At 61.5% G+C, this 14,866-nt stretch carries 16 protein-coding genes; 4 read left to right on the top strand and 12 right to left on the bottom strand.

What is annotated here, in order from left to right; translation table 11 throughout:
• Window positions 1-21: 21 nt before the first annotated feature.
• Window positions 22-429, top strand: coding sequence for a hypothetical protein (locus M5B98_RS13330; RefSeq protein ID WP_085710507.1), 408 nt, complete (start codon window positions 22-24; stop codon window positions 427-429).
• 52 nt (window positions 430-481) lie between these two features.
• Here the strand turns inward: M5B98_RS13330 and M5B98_RS13335 are convergent, their stop codons facing one another.
• The 3 genes from M5B98_RS13335 to M5B98_RS13345 all read right to left on the bottom strand — a co-directional run bounded on the left by M5B98_RS13335 (window position 482) and on the right by M5B98_RS13345 (window position 2,493).
• Window positions 482-1,057, bottom strand: coding sequence for a PIN domain-containing protein (locus M5B98_RS13335; protein ID WP_248742934.1), 576 nt, complete (start codon window positions 1,055-1,057; stop codon window positions 482-484).
• A complete protein-coding gene (locus M5B98_RS13340) occupies window positions 1,054-1,521 on the bottom strand; it encodes a helix-turn-helix domain-containing protein (protein ID WP_007959254.1) in 468 nt (155 codons plus the stop codon). Before M5B98_RS13340 ends, M5B98_RS13335 begins: the two co-directional genes overlap by 4 nt.
• 84 nt (window positions 1,522-1,605) lie before the next feature.
• Window positions 1,606-2,493 carry a LysR family transcriptional regulator gene (locus M5B98_RS13345; protein ID WP_248742935.1) on the bottom strand — a complete coding sequence of 296 codons (888 nt, stop codon included), beginning with the start codon at window positions 2,491-2,493 and terminating at the stop codon, window positions 1,606-1,608.
• Window positions 2,494-2,667: 174 nt separating this feature from the next.
• Here M5B98_RS13345 and M5B98_RS13350 point away from each other — a divergent pair, with 174 nt between their 5' ends.
• Both M5B98_RS13350 and M5B98_RS13355 read left to right on the top strand, forming a co-directional pair.
• Window positions 2,668-2,880 (top strand): type II toxin-antitoxin system HicA family toxin, encoded by a 213-nt coding sequence (locus tag M5B98_RS13350; protein WP_065261097.1) that lies wholly within the window; start codon window positions 2,668-2,670, stop codon window positions 2,878-2,880.
• Window positions 2,880-3,284 (top strand): type II toxin-antitoxin system HicB family antitoxin, encoded by a 405-nt coding sequence (locus M5B98_RS13355; protein ID WP_114881918.1) that lies wholly within the window; start codon window positions 2,880-2,882, stop codon window positions 3,282-3,284. Before M5B98_RS13350 ends, M5B98_RS13355 begins: the two co-directional genes overlap by 1 nt.
• Window positions 3,285-3,321: 37 nt before the next feature.
• On the opposite strand, the gene M5B98_RS13360 is transcribed toward M5B98_RS13355, so the two are convergent.
• A complete protein-coding gene (locus tag M5B98_RS13360) occupies window positions 3,322-4,509 on the bottom strand; it encodes an MFS transporter (protein WP_248737937.1) in 1,188 nt (395 codons plus the stop codon).
• 243 nt (window positions 4,510-4,752) lie between these two features.
• On the opposite strand from M5B98_RS13360, the gene M5B98_RS13365 reads away from it, so the two are divergent.
• Window positions 4,753-5,373 carry a hypothetical protein gene (locus M5B98_RS13365; protein WP_412548538.1) on the top strand — a complete coding sequence of 207 codons (621 nt, stop codon included), beginning with the start codon at window positions 4,753-4,755 and terminating at the stop codon, window positions 5,371-5,373.
• 55 nt (window positions 5,374-5,428) lie between these two features.
• On the opposite strand, the gene M5B98_RS13370 is transcribed toward M5B98_RS13365, so the two are convergent.
• The 8 genes from M5B98_RS13370 to gcl all read right to left on the bottom strand — a co-directional run bounded on the left by M5B98_RS13370 (window position 5,429) and on the right by gcl (window position 14,815).
• Window positions 5,429-6,427 (bottom strand): sulfate ABC transporter substrate-binding protein, encoded by a 999-nt coding sequence (locus M5B98_RS13370; protein ID WP_248742937.1) that lies wholly within the window; start codon window positions 6,425-6,427, stop codon window positions 5,429-5,431.
• A 104-nt stretch (window positions 6,428-6,531) separates the two neighbouring features.
• On the bottom strand, window positions 6,532-7,356 hold the full coding sequence (locus M5B98_RS13375) for an ion transporter (RefSeq protein WP_134825907.1): 825 nt from the start codon (window positions 7,354-7,356) through the stop codon (window positions 6,532-6,534).
• Window positions 7,357-7,377: 21 nt separating this feature from the next.
• Window positions 7,378-8,292, bottom strand: a complete 915-nt coding sequence (locus M5B98_RS13380; protein WP_248742938.1) for an urea transporter — start codon at window positions 8,290-8,292, stop codon at window positions 7,378-7,380.
• A gap of 145 nt (window positions 8,293-8,437) precedes the next feature.
• On the bottom strand, window positions 8,438-9,853 hold the full coding sequence (gene pyk, locus M5B98_RS13385) for a pyruvate kinase (protein WP_085710519.1): 1,416 nt from the start codon (window positions 9,851-9,853) through the stop codon (window positions 8,438-8,440).
• Window positions 9,850-11,124: a glycerate kinase gene (locus M5B98_RS13390; RefSeq protein WP_114881924.1), complete on the bottom strand. Its 1,275-nt coding sequence runs from the start codon at window positions 11,122-11,124 to the stop codon at window positions 9,850-9,852. The genes pyk and M5B98_RS13390 overlap by 4 nt, the downstream gene beginning before the upstream one ends.
• A gap of 88 nt (window positions 11,125-11,212) precedes the next feature.
• A complete protein-coding gene (locus M5B98_RS13395; RefSeq protein WP_085710522.1) occupies window positions 11,213-12,106 on the bottom strand; it encodes a 2-hydroxy-3-oxopropionate reductase in 894 nt (297 codons plus the stop codon).
• A gap of 43 nt (window positions 12,107-12,149) precedes the next feature.
• Complete coding sequence (gene hyi / locus M5B98_RS13400) at window positions 12,150-12,932, bottom strand: hydroxypyruvate isomerase (RefSeq protein WP_248742939.1); 783 nt, start codon at window positions 12,930-12,932, stop codon at window positions 12,150-12,152.
• A 107-nt stretch (window positions 12,933-13,039) separates the two neighbouring features.
• Window positions 13,040-14,815 (bottom strand): glyoxylate carboligase, encoded by a 1,776-nt coding sequence (gcl, locus tag M5B98_RS13405; protein WP_134825910.1) that lies wholly within the window; start codon window positions 14,813-14,815, stop codon window positions 13,040-13,042.
• Window positions 14,816-14,866: the final 51 nt, after the last annotated feature.

A 14,866-nucleotide genomic window follows, 5' to 3' on the forward strand; every position in this document is an offset into this window, starting at 1 on the left:
AACCATCAGGAACGCACCGCCATGAACGCCATCGCCCGAATCACAGTCCTCACACTGGCCCTGGGCTTGAGCGCATGTGCGGTGCAACGGCCGGAGCCGACCACGCGGCTGCCGCCGATCCCGCCGTCACAGCCGAGCCCGACTCCGTCGACCAGTCCGACGCCGGGCAAACCGGGCATCCCGGCCAAACCCTCGAAACCCGCCCCGCGCACCTCGGCAAGCTTCGCCCCGCCACCGGGCGGCAACAGCCACTGGGACCAGAAACTGGGCGTGTACGTGCTGGATGACCAGCCCAACACTTTCTACCGCCAGCGCACCTACTACCGCTGGAACAACGGCTGGAGCCGCTCGATCAGCCCGAACGGACCGTGGGAGGACACCAATATCCACGGTGTGCCGGCGGGGTTGGGCAAGCAGTTCGGGGAATAATGAAAAACGGCGATCTTTGGATCGCCGTTTTGCTATCCAGGGTCATGAGCTTTCAAAGAATCGAGTGATAGCTGCTTAGTGCCTGGACCGATTTAATCAGGCCTTGTCGTTGCAGTAGATCAAGAAAGAGTTCGACGTCCATGGCAGGCATTTTCAGCTGCCGACGCTGCTTTTGGGCCGCTGCAACCACTGCTGCCGGATCAAGCCCCAAGAGGTTGTCGACGAACTCGTCCGGATGCTGCGCTTCGATGCCGAAAGGCTCCAGCGATCTGCAGGGAAAGTCTTTCTGGTTGAACGTCACTATCACGCTTGCGCCGCAGCGGATGGCCGCAGCCAGAACATGACGATCATTGCAGTCGGGCAAGGTGAGGCCGGCAATCAGGTCTTCATAGTCATGGACACAAGCGTCGGGTATCGCTTGATCCATCAGGCCGGACGTACGATCCAGCTGTTCCATTGTCAGATCCGGACGGTTCTTCAGCAGATTGCGTTTCCATTCGCAGTGAATCTCCTGGGTCCATCGCGCCCGAAATCGTCCCGAGAGGGCAAGCCACATGAGGAAGTCTCTCAAGGGGGCGGGGTACAAGACGCATGCATCGTACAAAGCGGTAAAAGAGGAGTGCCTCACTCGTAACCTGTCCTTAACGCCTGAGCTTGCTCTGCGAGAAGCGCCATTGCCTGCTCGCTGGCGGTGGTGCGCCGGGTCTTATAGTCCATCAGATCGGCAAAACGCACACGTCGGTGCTTGCCTGTTTTGTGGTAGGACAACTCGCCGCTTTCCAGCAGTTTTATGAGGTGTGGACGTGAGACGTTGAGCAGGTCGGCGGCTTCCTGAGTCGTCAATTCAGCATGCACCGGCACGACCTGGACCGCGTTGCCGGCTGCCAGCTCCGCCAGAATGTCGATCAGCAAGCGTAGGGCCGAGGTGGGCAGTTCGACGCGATGAGCTTCATTCTGCTCGTCGAAAATCTGGATGTGTTGGGTCTCGAAATGGGTCGCAAGGTAAGCAGCCAAGGCACGTTGCCCTTCAATGGCGGCTTTGACTTCACGTTCTACAGGGAGGCTGATGGAGGGATGAATAACGGTCGACATGGCGAGTCCGGCTTTGGAAATGAGTAATGCCGGGAACGTTATTCGAAATAAGCGAAAATCGCAATAAACGAAACGAGTGCTGCTTTACGGCTTTTTCATCAACATTCCCTGCACATACTCAACAAACACCCGCGCCTTGGCGCTGGCCATCCTGCCCGTGGGAAACACCGCCCACAGCTCCAGCTTCGGCAACACCCAGTCGCCCATGACAGCCTTCACTGCGCCACTGGCCAGTTCCGGTGCAAACATCCACTCCGAGCCCATCCCCAGCCCCTGATGGGTCAGCACCGCCTCACGCAACCCTTCGGCGGCGCTGACCCGCAGGCGGCCATTGACGGTCACGGACTGTTCTTCGCCATCCTTGTTGAAGTGCCAGGTCGCACCGCCACCACGGTGGTAGATGACGGCGCGGTGCCGGCTCAGATCGGCAGGGCAGGCAGGTTCACCGTGACTGGCGAAGTAGGCCGGAGTGCCAACGATGACGCGCCGGCATTCGGCGATCTTGCGCACGGTCAGGCCCGAGTCACTGAGCGGCCCAAGGCGCAGGGCGACGTCGATGCCTTCTTCCACGAGGTTGATGTTCTGGTCGTCGAGCAACAGATCGACATTGAGTTGCGGGTGCTGATCGAGAAATGGCCCCAGGTGCGGCACCACATGCATCCGGCCGAAGGTCACGGCAGTGCTGACCCGCAGATTGCCGCTCAGACCGCCCGCCACGCCTCGGGCAGCGTTGTCGGCCTCGTCGGCTTCTTCGAGCGCACGCCTGGCTCGCTCGAAAAAGGCCACGCCCGCTTCGGTCGGCGTCAGGCCTCGGGTCGAACGCAACAGCAGGCGCACGCCGAGGCGGGTTTCGAGTTGGGCGATGGTTTTCGACACGGCCGGCTGACCGATATTCAACCGCCGGGCGGCGGCGGAAAACGAGCCGGTTTCCACGACGTAGACGAAGGTTTCCATGGCGGCGAGGCGGTCCATCGGCGGTCCTTGAGAATAGAGAGGAGCAAGCATGGCAGCCGAGTTTAATCGGGTCCGAGGACAGTGCATCAATCACATGCTGCAAAACAACCGAACGTCGTCCTGCGGATTTATGTGCTTGAGTAAAGATAACTCTAGAGTTACTTTTGTTGAGCCGAAGCAAGGAGGCGGTTGGTGCAGAGCAGGTTATTGATCAAGGAGCTGGAGGAAGCAGGCTGGACGCTGGATCGGATTACCGGCAGTCATCACATCTTCACGCACCGTTACAACCCTTACACGATTCCCGTTCCTCATCCGAAGAAGGATTTGCCGGTCGGGACGGTCAAGAGCATCAGGAGGCGCGCCGGGTTATACAACCCGCCAGCCAGTGACACAGGAGATTCGTAATGCAATACCCAATCTGCATCGAGTGGGGCGACGAGAATACCGCCATCGGTATTCAGATCCCCGATATTCCCGGCGCGGTAACGGCCGGTGATACGTTTGAGGATGCCTACAACGCAGCCGTCGAGATTGCCCACATCATGCTGCAGGAGATCGCGGCGGATGGTGATCCGATTCCGATGCCGACCTCGGCGGCCACCCACCGCAACAACCCGGAATTTGCCGACATGGGCTGGGGCATGCTGGAGCTGGACATCTCGCCGTACATGGGCAAGACCGAAAAGGTCAACGTGACGTTGCCCGGTTATGTCATCCAGCGTATCGACCGCTATGTGCGCGAGCACAACGTCAAAAGCCGTTCATCCTTTCTGGCGGATGCTGCCATGGAAAAACTGGTCCGGCATTGAGCGTCGGGCGCTGCCGGTTGGCAGCGCCTCGTACCTTTCAAGCAGTCGCCATCACTGCTTTCTGGGACGCACTCAGAAACCGCACCAGCGCCAGCAGCGGAAACGCACTGCCAACAATCACGATCCACAGCCAGCCGCCGTGTTCGTACACCGCACTGGCCACTGACGAGCCGAAGGCGCCGCCGATGAAGATGCTGGTCATGTACAGCGCGTTGAGGCGGCCGCGGCTTTTGGCATCGAGGGAGTAGACCGCGCGCTGGCCGAGCACCATGTTCATCTGCACGCAGAAGTCGAGTACCACGCCGGTCACGGCCAGGCCGATCACGCTGTAGGCCGGGTGAATGAACGCTGGCAGGAAGCTCAGGCTGGCGAACAGCATGGCCAGCAGCGAGGCGACGCGGGTGTGGCCGGCGTCGGCCAGGCGTCCGCTGATCGGGGCGGCGATGGCACCGATGGCGCCGACCAGGGCGAAGATCGCGATTTCACTCTGGGACAGGCCATGGTTGCGCGCCAGTTCCAGCGGCACGGCGGTCCAGAACAGGCTGAAGGTGGCGAACATGCAGGCCTGGTAGAACGCCCGCTGACGCAGCACCGGTTGCTGGCGCAGCAGCGTCCACAGCGAGCCGATCAACTGGCCGTAGGAAGCGCTGTGATCCGGTTGGCGCTTGGGCACGGTCAGGGCCAGCACGATGCTGATCGCCGCCATCAACGCCGCCGCGATCATGAACATTGCCCGCCAGCCGAAATGGTCGGCGACGACGCTCGACACCGGACGTGCCAGCAGAATGCCCAGCAGCAGACCACCCATGATCCCGCCGACCACCCGGCCACGTGACTCTTCCGGCGCCAGATGTGCCGCCAGCGGAATCAGGATCTGCACCGACACCGAACTGAAACCCACCAGCAGCGAAATCAACAGGAACACGTTGGGCTGATCGGTAAACGCCGCGCCCAGCAGGCTGGCAATCGCCACCACCGTGGTGATGATCATCAGACGGCGATTTTCCAGCAGATCCGCCAGCGGCACCAGGAAGAACAGCCCCAGCGCATAACCGATCTGGGTCAGCGACACGATGAAACTGGCCATGGTGTCGGTCAGGCCGATGTCCGGGGCAATCAGACCGATGATCGGCTGGGCATAGTAGATGTTGGCAACGATGGCGCCGCAGCAGAAAGCGAACAGCAGCACCATGCCTCGGGTCATTGCGTGAGTTGTGGCGGTCATAGGGTTTCTCGATCCAGCGAAAAGGAATGCGGTGAGGCTAAGGGACGAAACGGGCGGGCGGTAGAAGCCCTGGATCGATATCAGTTATTCCGTTGCGGAATAGATCGCGTCGAACAATCCGTCGTCCATCGGCGAACCTTGCGTCCGACCGAAGAGGGACGATGATACATTCACTTACATCTTGTTCGATAGCGTGCTTATGTTGCGTCTGGATTTCCATGTGCACTCAACGGGAGGATTGCGATGTTTCGTCAGTTGCTTCGCCACACCACGACACTTTTGATGATCGGCTTACTGAGTGCCGGCAGCGTCTACGCCGGCGAAGCCCCGGGCATGCGCATGGGCATACGCGGCGAAATCACCGGGGTCGGCTCCGACTCCCTCAAAGTGCACGTCAACACGGGCGAAAACGTAGTGGTCCAGTTGACCCCGGACACCAAGGTCCGCGCTGTCACCCTGGCCAACATCGAAGACATCAAGCCCGGCAGCTACATTGGTTCGGCAGCCATTCCCCAGGAGGATGGCACGCTCAAGGCGCTGGAGGTTCACGTCTTCCCGCCGGAGCTGGCCGGCAGCGGCGATGGTCATCGACCATTCGACCTGGCCAAGGGCAGCAGCATGACCAATGGCAGCGTCGGCGATCTGGTGGTGAGCAACGGCCGGGTGCTGACCGTCAACTACAAGGGCGGCCAGCAGAAGATCCTGGTGCCGGAGGACGTGCCGATCGTCAACCTGACGCCGGGCGATCGCAGCCTGCTCAAGGTTGGCGTGAAGATTGTGACCTTCGTGACCCAGAGCGCGGACGGCACATTGACCGCGCAATCGATCTCGGCGGGGAAGGATGGCGTCAAGCCGCCCATGTAGCCGGCCACAAAAAAGGCGACCTCTTCAGGTCGCCTTTTTCATGTCAGCTCACGCCTTACTGGCCGTTGTAGATCTGGTCGAAGATCCCGCCGTCGTTGAAGTGGGTCTTCTGCACGGTGCGCCAGTCGCCGAAGGTTTTCTCGACCGACAGGAAGTCGACTTTCGGGAAACGGTCGGTGTACTTGGCCAGTACCGCCGGGTCACGTGGGCGCAGGTAGTTGGCGGCAGCGATTTCCTGACCTTCCGGCGACCACAGGTACTTCAGGTATTCCTCGGCGGCGGCGCGGGAGCCTTTCTTCTCGACAACTTTGTCGACTACCGACACCGGTGGCTCGGCTTCGGCGGAGACGCTCGGGTAGATGACTTCGAACTGGTCGCGGCCGAACTCGCGGGCGATCATTTCGGCTTCGTTCTCGAAGGTCACCAGCACGTCGCCGATCTGGTTGGTCATGAACGTGGTGGTGGCGGCACGGCCACCGGTGTCCAGCACCGGGGCCTGCTTGAACAGCTTGCCGACGAAGTCTTTCGCCTTGTTCTCATCACCGCCGTTTTTTAGCACATAGCCCCAGGCCGACAGGTAGGTGTAGCGGCCGTTACCCGAGGTTTTCGGGTTCGGCACGATCACCTGCACGCCGTCTTTGAGCAGGTCCGGCCAGTCTTTCAGGGCTTTCGGGTTGCCCTTGCGCACGATGAACACGGTGGCGGAGGTGAATGGCGCGCTGTTGTTCGGCAGACGGGTGACCCAGTCCTTTGGAACCAGTTGACCGTTGTCGGCCAGGGCATTGATGTCGGTCGCCATGTTCATGGTGATCACGTCAGCCGGCAGGCCGTCGATCACCGAGCGGGCTTGCTTGCTCGAACCGCCGAAAGACATCTGTACGGTGATGTTTTCGTTGTGTTCGGCCTGCCAGTGTTTCTGGAACGCAGTGTTGTAGTCTTTGTAGAAATCGCGCATCACGTCGTAGGACACGTTAAGCAGGGTCGGTGCGGCCTGAGCCACGCTGCCGAAGGCAAGACCAGCGGCGAGAAGTGAGGCGCCAAAGAGTTTTTTCACTGCGCATTCCTTGTTCTGTGGGGGTGTTTTTACAAAGGTGAGGCCATTTGCCAGCGACTATAGCGGGGCGCGCATAGTCGCTTAAAGATTAAAAAGAACTTTGCTTATTCCATTTTCTTGAACAGCGCATTGCCGCAACGGGAGCAGAACGAGGCTTCGTGTTCGTGGCTGTTTTTCTTGCACACCGGGCAGTCGTGCTGCAGCTGACCGCCACGCATGGCGGTGGCCAGTTCGGCGGTGAAAATCCCCGTGGGTACGGCGATGATCGAATAACCGGTAATCATCACCAGCGACGAAATCACCTGGCCCAGAATGGTCCTCGGCACGATGTCGCCGTAACCCACGGTGGTCAGGGTCACGATAGCCCAATAGATGCCTTTGGGAATGCTGGTGAAGCCATGTTCCGGGCCTTCGACCACGTACATCAGGGTGCCGAACACTGTGACCAGAGTGCAGACGCTGAGCAGGAATACGAGGATTTTCTGCTTGCTGCCGCGCAGGGCGTCGAGCAGGTAATGTGCCTGCTTCAGATAGGGGCCGAGCTTGAGTACACGGAAGATCCGCAGCATCCGGATCACCCGGATGATCAGCAGGTACTGGGCATCGCTGTAATACAGCGCGAGGATGCCGGGCACGATCGCCAGCAGGTCCACCAGCCCGTAGAAACTGAAGGCGTAGCGCAACGGTTTGGGCGAGCAGTACAAGCGCAGCAGGTACTCGCCGAGAAAGATGACGGTGAAGCCCCACTCGATGTACGCCAGCACATCGGCATAGTTCTGGTGGACGTCATCGATGCTGTCGAGGATCACCGTCACCAGACTGGCGAGGATGATCAGCAGCAGGGTCTTGTCGAAACGACGTCCCGCTACTGTGTCAGTCTGGAAGATGATCACGTACAGGCGATCACGCCACGTGTTGTTGCCGTTCATGCGAATCGCCCTGGCCATAAATCAGCGCAGCCTAGGTTGATTCTCCCCGTCAGCGCAAGGCGCCGCGTTCAACTCGGGTTGGCGCATCAGGCGAATGCCGGTGCGCAGCAGCCAGCAGGCGAGAATGAACGGTGCGGTGAGGGTCGCCAGGCCCAGGGCACCGAACAGCGGTGTCACCAGCAGCGCCAGGCCGATGCCAAACAGCGGCAGCCACGGTCGCTGGCGTTGGGCGCTGAAGGCGAGGGCGGCGAGCACCGCGTTGTAACCCCCCAGACCGAGCAGCGCGACCTGGCTGTCGTGATGCAACAGGCTGGAACCCAGACCAATCGCCGAGGCCGCCATTGCCCAGGCAAATGCCCGGCGATCGGCGATCAGCAGACCGGCAGCGATCAATGCACCGGCCAGCGGGTGGTCGAGGAACATCACCTGGCCCAGCCCCTTCAGGGCGGCACCGAGCAGGTTCAGCGTGTTCAGTTCAAGCGCCGGAGCCGGCGTCGAAGGCTCGGCGAAACACAGGAATACCCAGCTCAGCAGCACGAACGGCGCGGTGTAGGCGGGCAGGTACTCGGTGAGACGCGCGCGTTTGAGCCACTGCTGCGTGATCATCGCGCTCAGGCCACCGGCCGCCAGAATCAACGGTGGCAACATCGGCGACCAGGGGAAATACAGGCTCAGCAACAGGCCGACCAGCACGCCGTTGTAGCTGAACAGTCCGGCCTGGCGATCAGCCTTGGCGTAGTTGCGGCGTTGCGCAGTGAGCAAACCGGCGACCGCGCCGAGCAGCGCGCCGGCGAACAGCACCGGCGCGGTGAATAAAATGGCCAAAAGGCACAGCAGGCCACACAGCGGATGGCGCTGGAGGAAGATTTGACTGAAGCCGTTGAGCAAGGCTTCGGCCCAGTCAGGGCAGTGGGTGTTGAAATGGTTGGCAGGCATGTCTGGGAAATCTGGGCAGTAGGACAATCAAAAGGTCTTGCTTGAAGCTGTGGCGAGGAAGCTCATGCCCGGTGAATGCGGTGTCTCTTGTGGAAACCGTCATGCCGAGCGACGGGAGCACGCTCCCTCGCCACACAGGTGTTGCTTAAATCAATGTTTCGATCCGCAGCGAATTAGTCGACCCCGGCTGCCCAAACGGCACACCCGCGGTGATCAGCAACGTATCGCCACGCTCGGCCATTCCTTGAGCCTGAGCGATTTCCAGCGCCGTCGAGCACACTTCATCCACCTGACGCAGGCGATCATTGACCACCGAATGAATGCCCCACGCCACGCTCAAGCGGCGGGCGGTCTGCAGGTTCGGCGTCAGGTTGAGGATCGGCGCTTTTGGCCGCTCCCGCGCCGCACGCAGACTCGATGCGCCGGACTCGCTGTAGTTGACCAGCACCGCCACCGGCAGCACGTTGCTGATCCGGCGGATCGCGCAGCTGATCGCATCGGACACGGTCGCCTCGGCTTTTGGCCGGCTGACGTCGAGCTGGGTCTGGTAGTCCGGACCGTTCTCCACCTGGCGGATGATCTTGCTCATCATCTGCACGGCTTCCAGCGGGTATTCGCCGGACGCGGTTTCGGCCGACAGCATCACCGCATCGGCACCTTCGGCCACGGCATTGGCAACGTCCGTGACTTCGGCGCGGGTCGGCGCCGGCGAGAAGCGCATCGACTCGAGCATCTGCGTTGCCACCACCACCGGTTTGCCGAGCTGGCGGCAGGTGGTGATGATGTTTTTCTGGATCTGCGGCACGCTTTCGGCCGGCACTTCCACGCCCAGGTCGCCGCGGGCAACCATGATCGCGTCGCTCAGCTCGGCGATTTCGCGCAGTTGCTCGACGGCCGACGGCTTCTCGATTTTCGCCATCAGGAACGCCTTGTCACCGATCAGCTCGCGGGCCTCGATGATGTCTTGCGGACGCTGCACGAACGACAGCGCGACCCAGTCCACACCCAGCTCCAGACCGAAGCTCAGGTCGCGGCGATCCTTGGTGGTCAGCGGGCTCAGATCGAGCACCGCTTGCGGCACGTTCACGCCTTTGCGGTCCGACAGCTCGCCACCGTTGAGCACGGTGGTGTCGATGGCGTCGGAGTATTTGGTGACGACCCGCAGGCGCAGTTTGCCGTCATCGAGCAGCAGGTCCATCCCGGCTTCCAGCGCCGCGATGATCTCCGGATGCGGCAGGTTCACCCGGCGTTCGTCGCCCGGTGTTGCGTCCAGATCGAGGCGGAAGGCCTGGCCGCGATGCAGTTGAACCTTGCCGTCAGCGAACTTGCCGACCCGCAGTTTCGGCCCTTGCAGGTCCATCAGGATCCCGAGCGGATAGTTGAGCTGGCGCTCGACTTCGCGGATCCACTGATAGCGCTTGGCGTGGTCGGCGTGATCGCCGTGGCTGAAGTTGAGGCGGAAGATGTTGACCCCGGCCTCGACCAGCTCGCGGATGTCTTCGATGCCGTCGACGGCAGGCCCGAGGGTGGCGAGGATTTTGACCTTTTTGTCAGGCGTCATGATTTAGAGCTCTCGAGGATCAGGATGGCGCGGAAGTCGTTGACGTTGGTGCGGGTCGGCTCAGTGACGATCAGCGCATCGAGCGCCGCGAAGTAGCCGTAGCCGTTGTTGTTATCCAGCTCGTCGCTGGCGCTCAGGCCCAGGGCGGCGGCGCGGGCGTAGCTGTCCGGGGTCATGATCGCGCCGGCGTTGTCCTCCGAGCCGTCGATGCCGTCGGTGTCACCGGCCAGCGCATAGACGCCGGGCTGGCCCTTGAGGCTGTCGGTGAGGCTGAGGAGGAATTCGGCGTTGCGTCCGCCACGGCCATTGCCGCGCACGGTCACGGTGGTTTCGCCGCCGGAGAGAATCACGCACGGTGCTGCCAGCGGCTGGCCGTGATGGATGATCTGGCGGGCAATGCCGGCGTGGACTTTCGCCACTTCGCGGGATTCGCCTTCCAGGTCACCAAGGATCAGCGTGCTGAAACCGGCCTGACGGCATTTCACCGCCGCCGCATCCAACGATTGCTGAGGGCGGGCGATCAGTTGGAAATGACTGCGGGCCAGGCTCGGATCGCCGGGTTTGACGGTTTCCGATTCCGGGCTTTGCAGCCAGGTGCGCACGGAAGCCGGGATCTCGATGCCGTAGCGCTTGATGATGGCCAGCGCTTCGGCGCTGGTGCTCGGGTCGGCCACGGTCGGGCCGGAGGCGATGACCGTGGCGAGGTCGCCCGGTACATCGGAAATCGCGTAGGTATAAACAGTCGCCGGCCAGCAGGCCTTGCCCAGGCGTCCGCCCTTGATCGCCGAGAGGTGCTTGCGCACGCAGTTCATCTCGCCGATGGTCGCGCCGGATTTGAGCAGGGCTTTGTTTATCGACTGTTTGTCGGCCAGGGTGATGCCTTCGGCCGGCAGCGCCAGCAGGGCAGAACCGCCGCCGGACAGCAGGAAGATCACGCGGTCGTCTTCGGTCAGGTTGCTGACCAGTTCCAGCACGCGTTTGGCCACGGCCAGACCGGCAGCGTCCGGGACCGGATGCGCGGCTTCGACCACTTCGATTTTTTCGCACGGGGCGCCGTGACCGTAGCGGGTCACCACAAGGCCCGAGACTTCGCCTTCCCAGCAGCGCTCGACCACTTGCGCCATGGCAGCGGCAGCCTTGCCGGCGCCGATGACGATCACGCGACCTGTGCGATCGGCCGGCAGATGGGCTTCGAGGACCTGGTTCGGATGGGCCGCGTCGATGGCTGTGGCAAACAGCTCGCGCAGCAGTTGTTGCGGATCGACCGACATGGCGGGCTCCCGGAATTCTTGTTATTGGAAGGGCAACTCGGTCCAGTGTGGAAGCAGGGCTGCTTCCACACCGGGGGCGGGGCAGGGCTTACTTCTTGTCGCGAATCGAGAAGTTGGCCATGTGTTCCAGGCCCTTGATCAGCGCCGAGTGGTCCCAGTTGCTGCCACCGATGGCCGCGCAGGTGCTGAACACTTGCTGGGCATTGGCGGTGTTCGGCAGGTTGATGTTCAGCTCCTTGGCGCCTTGCAGGGCCAGGTTCAGGTCCTTCTGGTGCAGGCTGATGCGGAAGCCCGGATCGAAGGTGCCTTTGATCATGCGCTCGCCGTGCACTTCGAGGATCTTCGAGGAGGCGAAACCACCCATCAGCGCTTCACGCACCTTGGCCGGATCGGCACCGTTTTTCGAAGCGAACAGCAGGGCTTCGGCAACGGCCTGAATGTTCAGGGCGACGATGATCTGGTTCGCGACCTTGGCGGTCTGACCGTCGCCATTGCCACCGACCAGAGTGATGTTCTTGCCCATGGCCTGGAACAGCGGCAGTGCGCGTTCGAAGGCATCGGCATCGCCACCGACCATGATGCTCAGGGTCGCAGCCTTGGCACCGACTTCACCACCCGACACCGGAGCGTCGAGGTACTGCGCGCCTTTTTCGTTGATCTTCGCGGCGAAAGCCTTGGTGGCGGTCGGCGAGATCGAGCTCATGTCGATCACCACTTTGCCTTTGCCGATGCCGGCCGCAACGCCGTCGGCGCGGAACAGCACGTCGTCGACCTGCGGGGTATCCGGCACCATGACGATGATGAATTCGGCTTCCTGGGCCACTTCTTTCGGGTTGGCCAGAGCCACGGCGCCAGCGGCAACCAGGTCGGCAGGGGCGGCGTCGTGGTGTGCCGACAGGAACAGGCTGTGACCGGCTTTCTGCAGGTTCGAAGCCATTGGGTGGCCCATGATGCCGGTGCCGATAAATCCGATTTTAGCCATGAGAAATTCCTCTTGTTTTTGTCTTGCTCAAGCAAATAGGGGGTCAGATCGCGTTGTGGGATTTCAGCCAGCCGAGGCCCGCTTCAGTGGTGGTCAGCGGTTTGTACTCGCAGCCGACCCAGCCCTGATAACCGATGCGATCCAGGTGTTCGAACAGGAAGCGGTAGTTGATCTCGCCAGTGCCCGGCTCGTTGCGGCCCGGGTTGTCGGCCAACTGCACATGGTTGATCTCGGCCAGGTGCGATTGCAGGGTGCGGGCCAGATCGCCTTCCATGATTTGCATGTGATAGATGTCGTATTGCAGGAACAGATTGGCGCTGCCGACCTGCTCGCGAATCGACAGGGCCTGCGCCGTGTTGTTCAGGTAGAAGCCCGGGATGTCGCGGGTGTTGATCGCTTCCATCACCAGTTTGATGCCGACGGCTTGCAACTTTTCGGCGGCGTACTTGAGGTTGGCGACGAAGGTCTTTTCAACGGTGGCATCGTCCACGCCCTGCGGACGGATACCGGCCAGGCAGTTGACCTGGGTGTTGCCCAGCACCTGTGCGTAAGCGATGGCCAGATCGACACCGGCACGGAACTCTTCGACCCGGTCCGGCAGGCACGCGATACCGCGCTCGCCCTTGGCCCAGTCACCGGCCGGCAGGTTGAACAGCACTTGGGTCAGACCGTTGGCGTCGAGTTTGGCCTTGATTTCGGCAGAGCTGAAATCGTACGGGAACAGGTACTCGACACCGCTGAAGCCAGCCTTGGCGGCGGCGTCGAAACGGGCAAGGAAATCCTGTTCGGTGAACAGCATGGACAGGTTGGCTGCGAAACGCGGCATGGTGGTCTCCTAAAACAAAATGTCTGACACAACGCAATCAGTCCCCTCTCCTGGGGGAGAGGGACATGTAGCCACCCTCTCCCAAAGGGAGAGGGAGCAGGTTACGTTCAGTCGAGCAGCGAAATCGCGGTAGGCGCATCGTTGCCGACCAGCGCCAGGTCTTCGAATTCGTTGACAGCGTTGATCTCGGTACCCATGGAGATGTTGGTCACACGCTCCAGAATGATCTCGACGATCACCGGCACCTTGAACTCTTCGATCAGCTCTTCGGCCTTGCGCAGGGCAGGGGCGATGTCAGCCGGTTCGAACACACGCAGCGCCTTGCAGCCCAGGCCTTCGGCGACTGCGACGTGGTCGACACCGTAACCGTTGAGTTCCGGCGCGTTCAGGTTATCGAAGGACAGCTGCACGCAGTAGTCCATTTCGAACCCGCGCTGTGCCTGACGGATCAGACCCAGGTACGAGTTGTTCACCACGACGTGGATGTACGGCAGATTGAACTGGGCGCCGACCGCCAGTTCTTCGATCATGAACTGGAAGTCATAGTCCCCCGACAGAGCCACGACTTTACGGTTCGGATCGGCCTTCACCACGCCCAGCGCTGCCGGAATGGTCCAGCCCAACGGGCCTGCCTGGCCGCAGTTGATCCAGTGACGCGGCTTGTAGACGTGCAGGAACTGCGCGCCGGCAATCTGCGACAGACCGATGGTGCTGACGTAGCAGGTGTCCTTGCCGAACACCTGGTTCATTTCTTCGTAGACGCGCTGCGGCTTGACCGGCACGTTGTCGAAGTGGGTCTTGCGTTGCAGGCTGGACTTGCGCTGCTGGCAGTCCTGCAGCCATGCACTGCGGTTTTTCAGTTTGCCGGCGGCTTGCCATTCACGGGCGACTTCGATGAACACGGTCAGCGCGGCGGCGGCGTCGGAAACGATGCCCAGGTCCGGGGTGAACACGCGGCCGATCTGGGTGCCTTCGATGTCGACGTGAATGAACTTGCGACCTTCGGTGTACACGTCGACCGAGCCGGTGTGGCGGTTGGCCCAGCGGTTACCGATGCCCAGCACCACGTCGGATTTCAGCATCGTGGCGTTGCCGTAACGGTGCGAAGTCTGCAGACCGACCATGCCGACCATCAACGGGTGATCGTCCGGAATCGTGCCCCAGCCCATCAGGGTCGGGATCACCGGGATGCCGGTCAGCTCGGCGAATTCCACCAGCAGATCGCTGGCGTCGGCGTTGATGATGCCGCCACCGGCCACCAGCAATGGACGTTCAGCCTGATCGAGCAGCGCCAGAGCCTTTTCAACCTGCACGCGGGTTGCGCTCGGCTTGGCCAGCGGCAGCGGCTGGTAGGCGTCGATGTCGAATTCGATTTCGGCCATTTGCACGTCGAACGGCAGGTCGATCAGCACCGGGCCCGGGCGGCCGGAGCGCATTTCATAGAAGGCTTTCTGGAACGCGTAAGGCACCTGGCCCGGCTCCAGAACGGTGGTTGCCCACTTGGTCACTGGCTTGACGATGCTGGTGATGTCGACGGCCTGGAAGTCTTCCTTGTGCATACGGGCACGTGGCGCTTGGCCGGTGATGCAGAGGATCGGGATCGAGTCCGCGGAGGCGCTGTACAGACCGGTGACCATGTCGGTGCCGGCCGGGCCGGAAGTGCCGATGCACACGCCGATGTTGCCGGCCTTGGTGCGGGTGTAGCCCTCGGCCATGTGCGAGGCGCCTTCAACGTGGCGAGCGAGGACGTGATCGATGCCACCGACTTTCTTCAGGGCGGAATACAGCGGGTTGATCGCAGCACCCGGAATGCCAAAAGCGGTATCAACCCCTTCACGGCGCATCACCAGAACGGCGGCTTCGATTGCTCTCATTTTGCTCATGGTTTTGTGCCTCTTTACGTTTTGTAATTGTATACAAGTGGCTTTGCGCAG

It is taken from the genome of Pseudomonas sp. MWU12-3088, assembly GCF_023242405.1.
In the GTDB taxonomy this organism is placed as follows: domain Bacteria; phylum Pseudomonadota; class Gammaproteobacteria; order Pseudomonadales; family Pseudomonadaceae; genus Aquipseudomonas; species Aquipseudomonas kribbensis.

Bases quoted from the DNA above. Each gene is read 5' to 3' on its own strand.
- M5B98_RS13375 (WP_134825907.1), bottom strand. From the start codon at position 7,356: ATGAACGGCAACAACACGTGGCGTGATCGCCTGTACGTGATCATCTTC.
- M5B98_RS13365 (WP_412548538.1), top strand. From the start codon at position 4,753: ATGTTTCGTCAGTTGCTTCGCCACACCACGACACTTTTGATGATCGGC.
- M5B98_RS13390 (WP_114881924.1), bottom strand. From the start codon at position 11,124: ATGTCGGTCGATCCGCAACAACTGCTGCGCGAGCTGTTTGCCACAGCC.
- M5B98_RS13380 (WP_248742938.1), bottom strand. From the start codon at position 8,292: ATGCCTGCCAACCATTTCAACACCCACTGCCCTGACTGGGCCGAAGCC.
- M5B98_RS13345 (WP_248742935.1), bottom strand. From the start codon at position 2,493: ATGGACCGCCTCGCCGCCATGGAAACCTTCGTCTACGTCGTGGAAACC.
- M5B98_RS13330 (WP_085710507.1), top strand. From the start codon at position 22: ATGAACGCCATCGCCCGAATCACAGTCCTCACACTGGCCCTGGGCTTG.
- M5B98_RS13355 (WP_114881918.1), top strand. From the start codon at position 2,880: ATGCAATACCCAATCTGCATCGAGTGGGGCGACGAGAATACCGCCATC.
- gcl (WP_134825910.1), bottom strand. From the start codon at position 14,815: ATGAGCAAAATGAGAGCAATCGAAGCCGCCGTTCTGGTGATGCGCCGT.
- M5B98_RS13340 (WP_007959254.1), bottom strand. From the start codon at position 1,521: ATGTCGACCGTTATTCATCCCTCCATCAGCCTCCCTGTAGAACGTGAA.
- pyk (WP_085710519.1), bottom strand. From the start codon at position 9,853: ATGACGCCTGACAAAAAGGTCAAAATCCTCGCCACCCTCGGGCCTGCC.
- hyi (WP_248742939.1), bottom strand. From the start codon at position 12,932: ATGCCGCGTTTCGCAGCCAACCTGTCCATGCTGTTCACCGAACAGGAT.
- M5B98_RS13395 (WP_085710522.1), bottom strand. From the start codon at position 12,106: ATGGCTAAAATCGGATTTATCGGCACCGGCATCATGGGCCACCCAATG.
- M5B98_RS13360 (WP_248737937.1), bottom strand. From the start codon at position 4,509: ATGACCGCCACAACTCACGCAATGACCCGAGGCATGGTGCTGCTGTTC.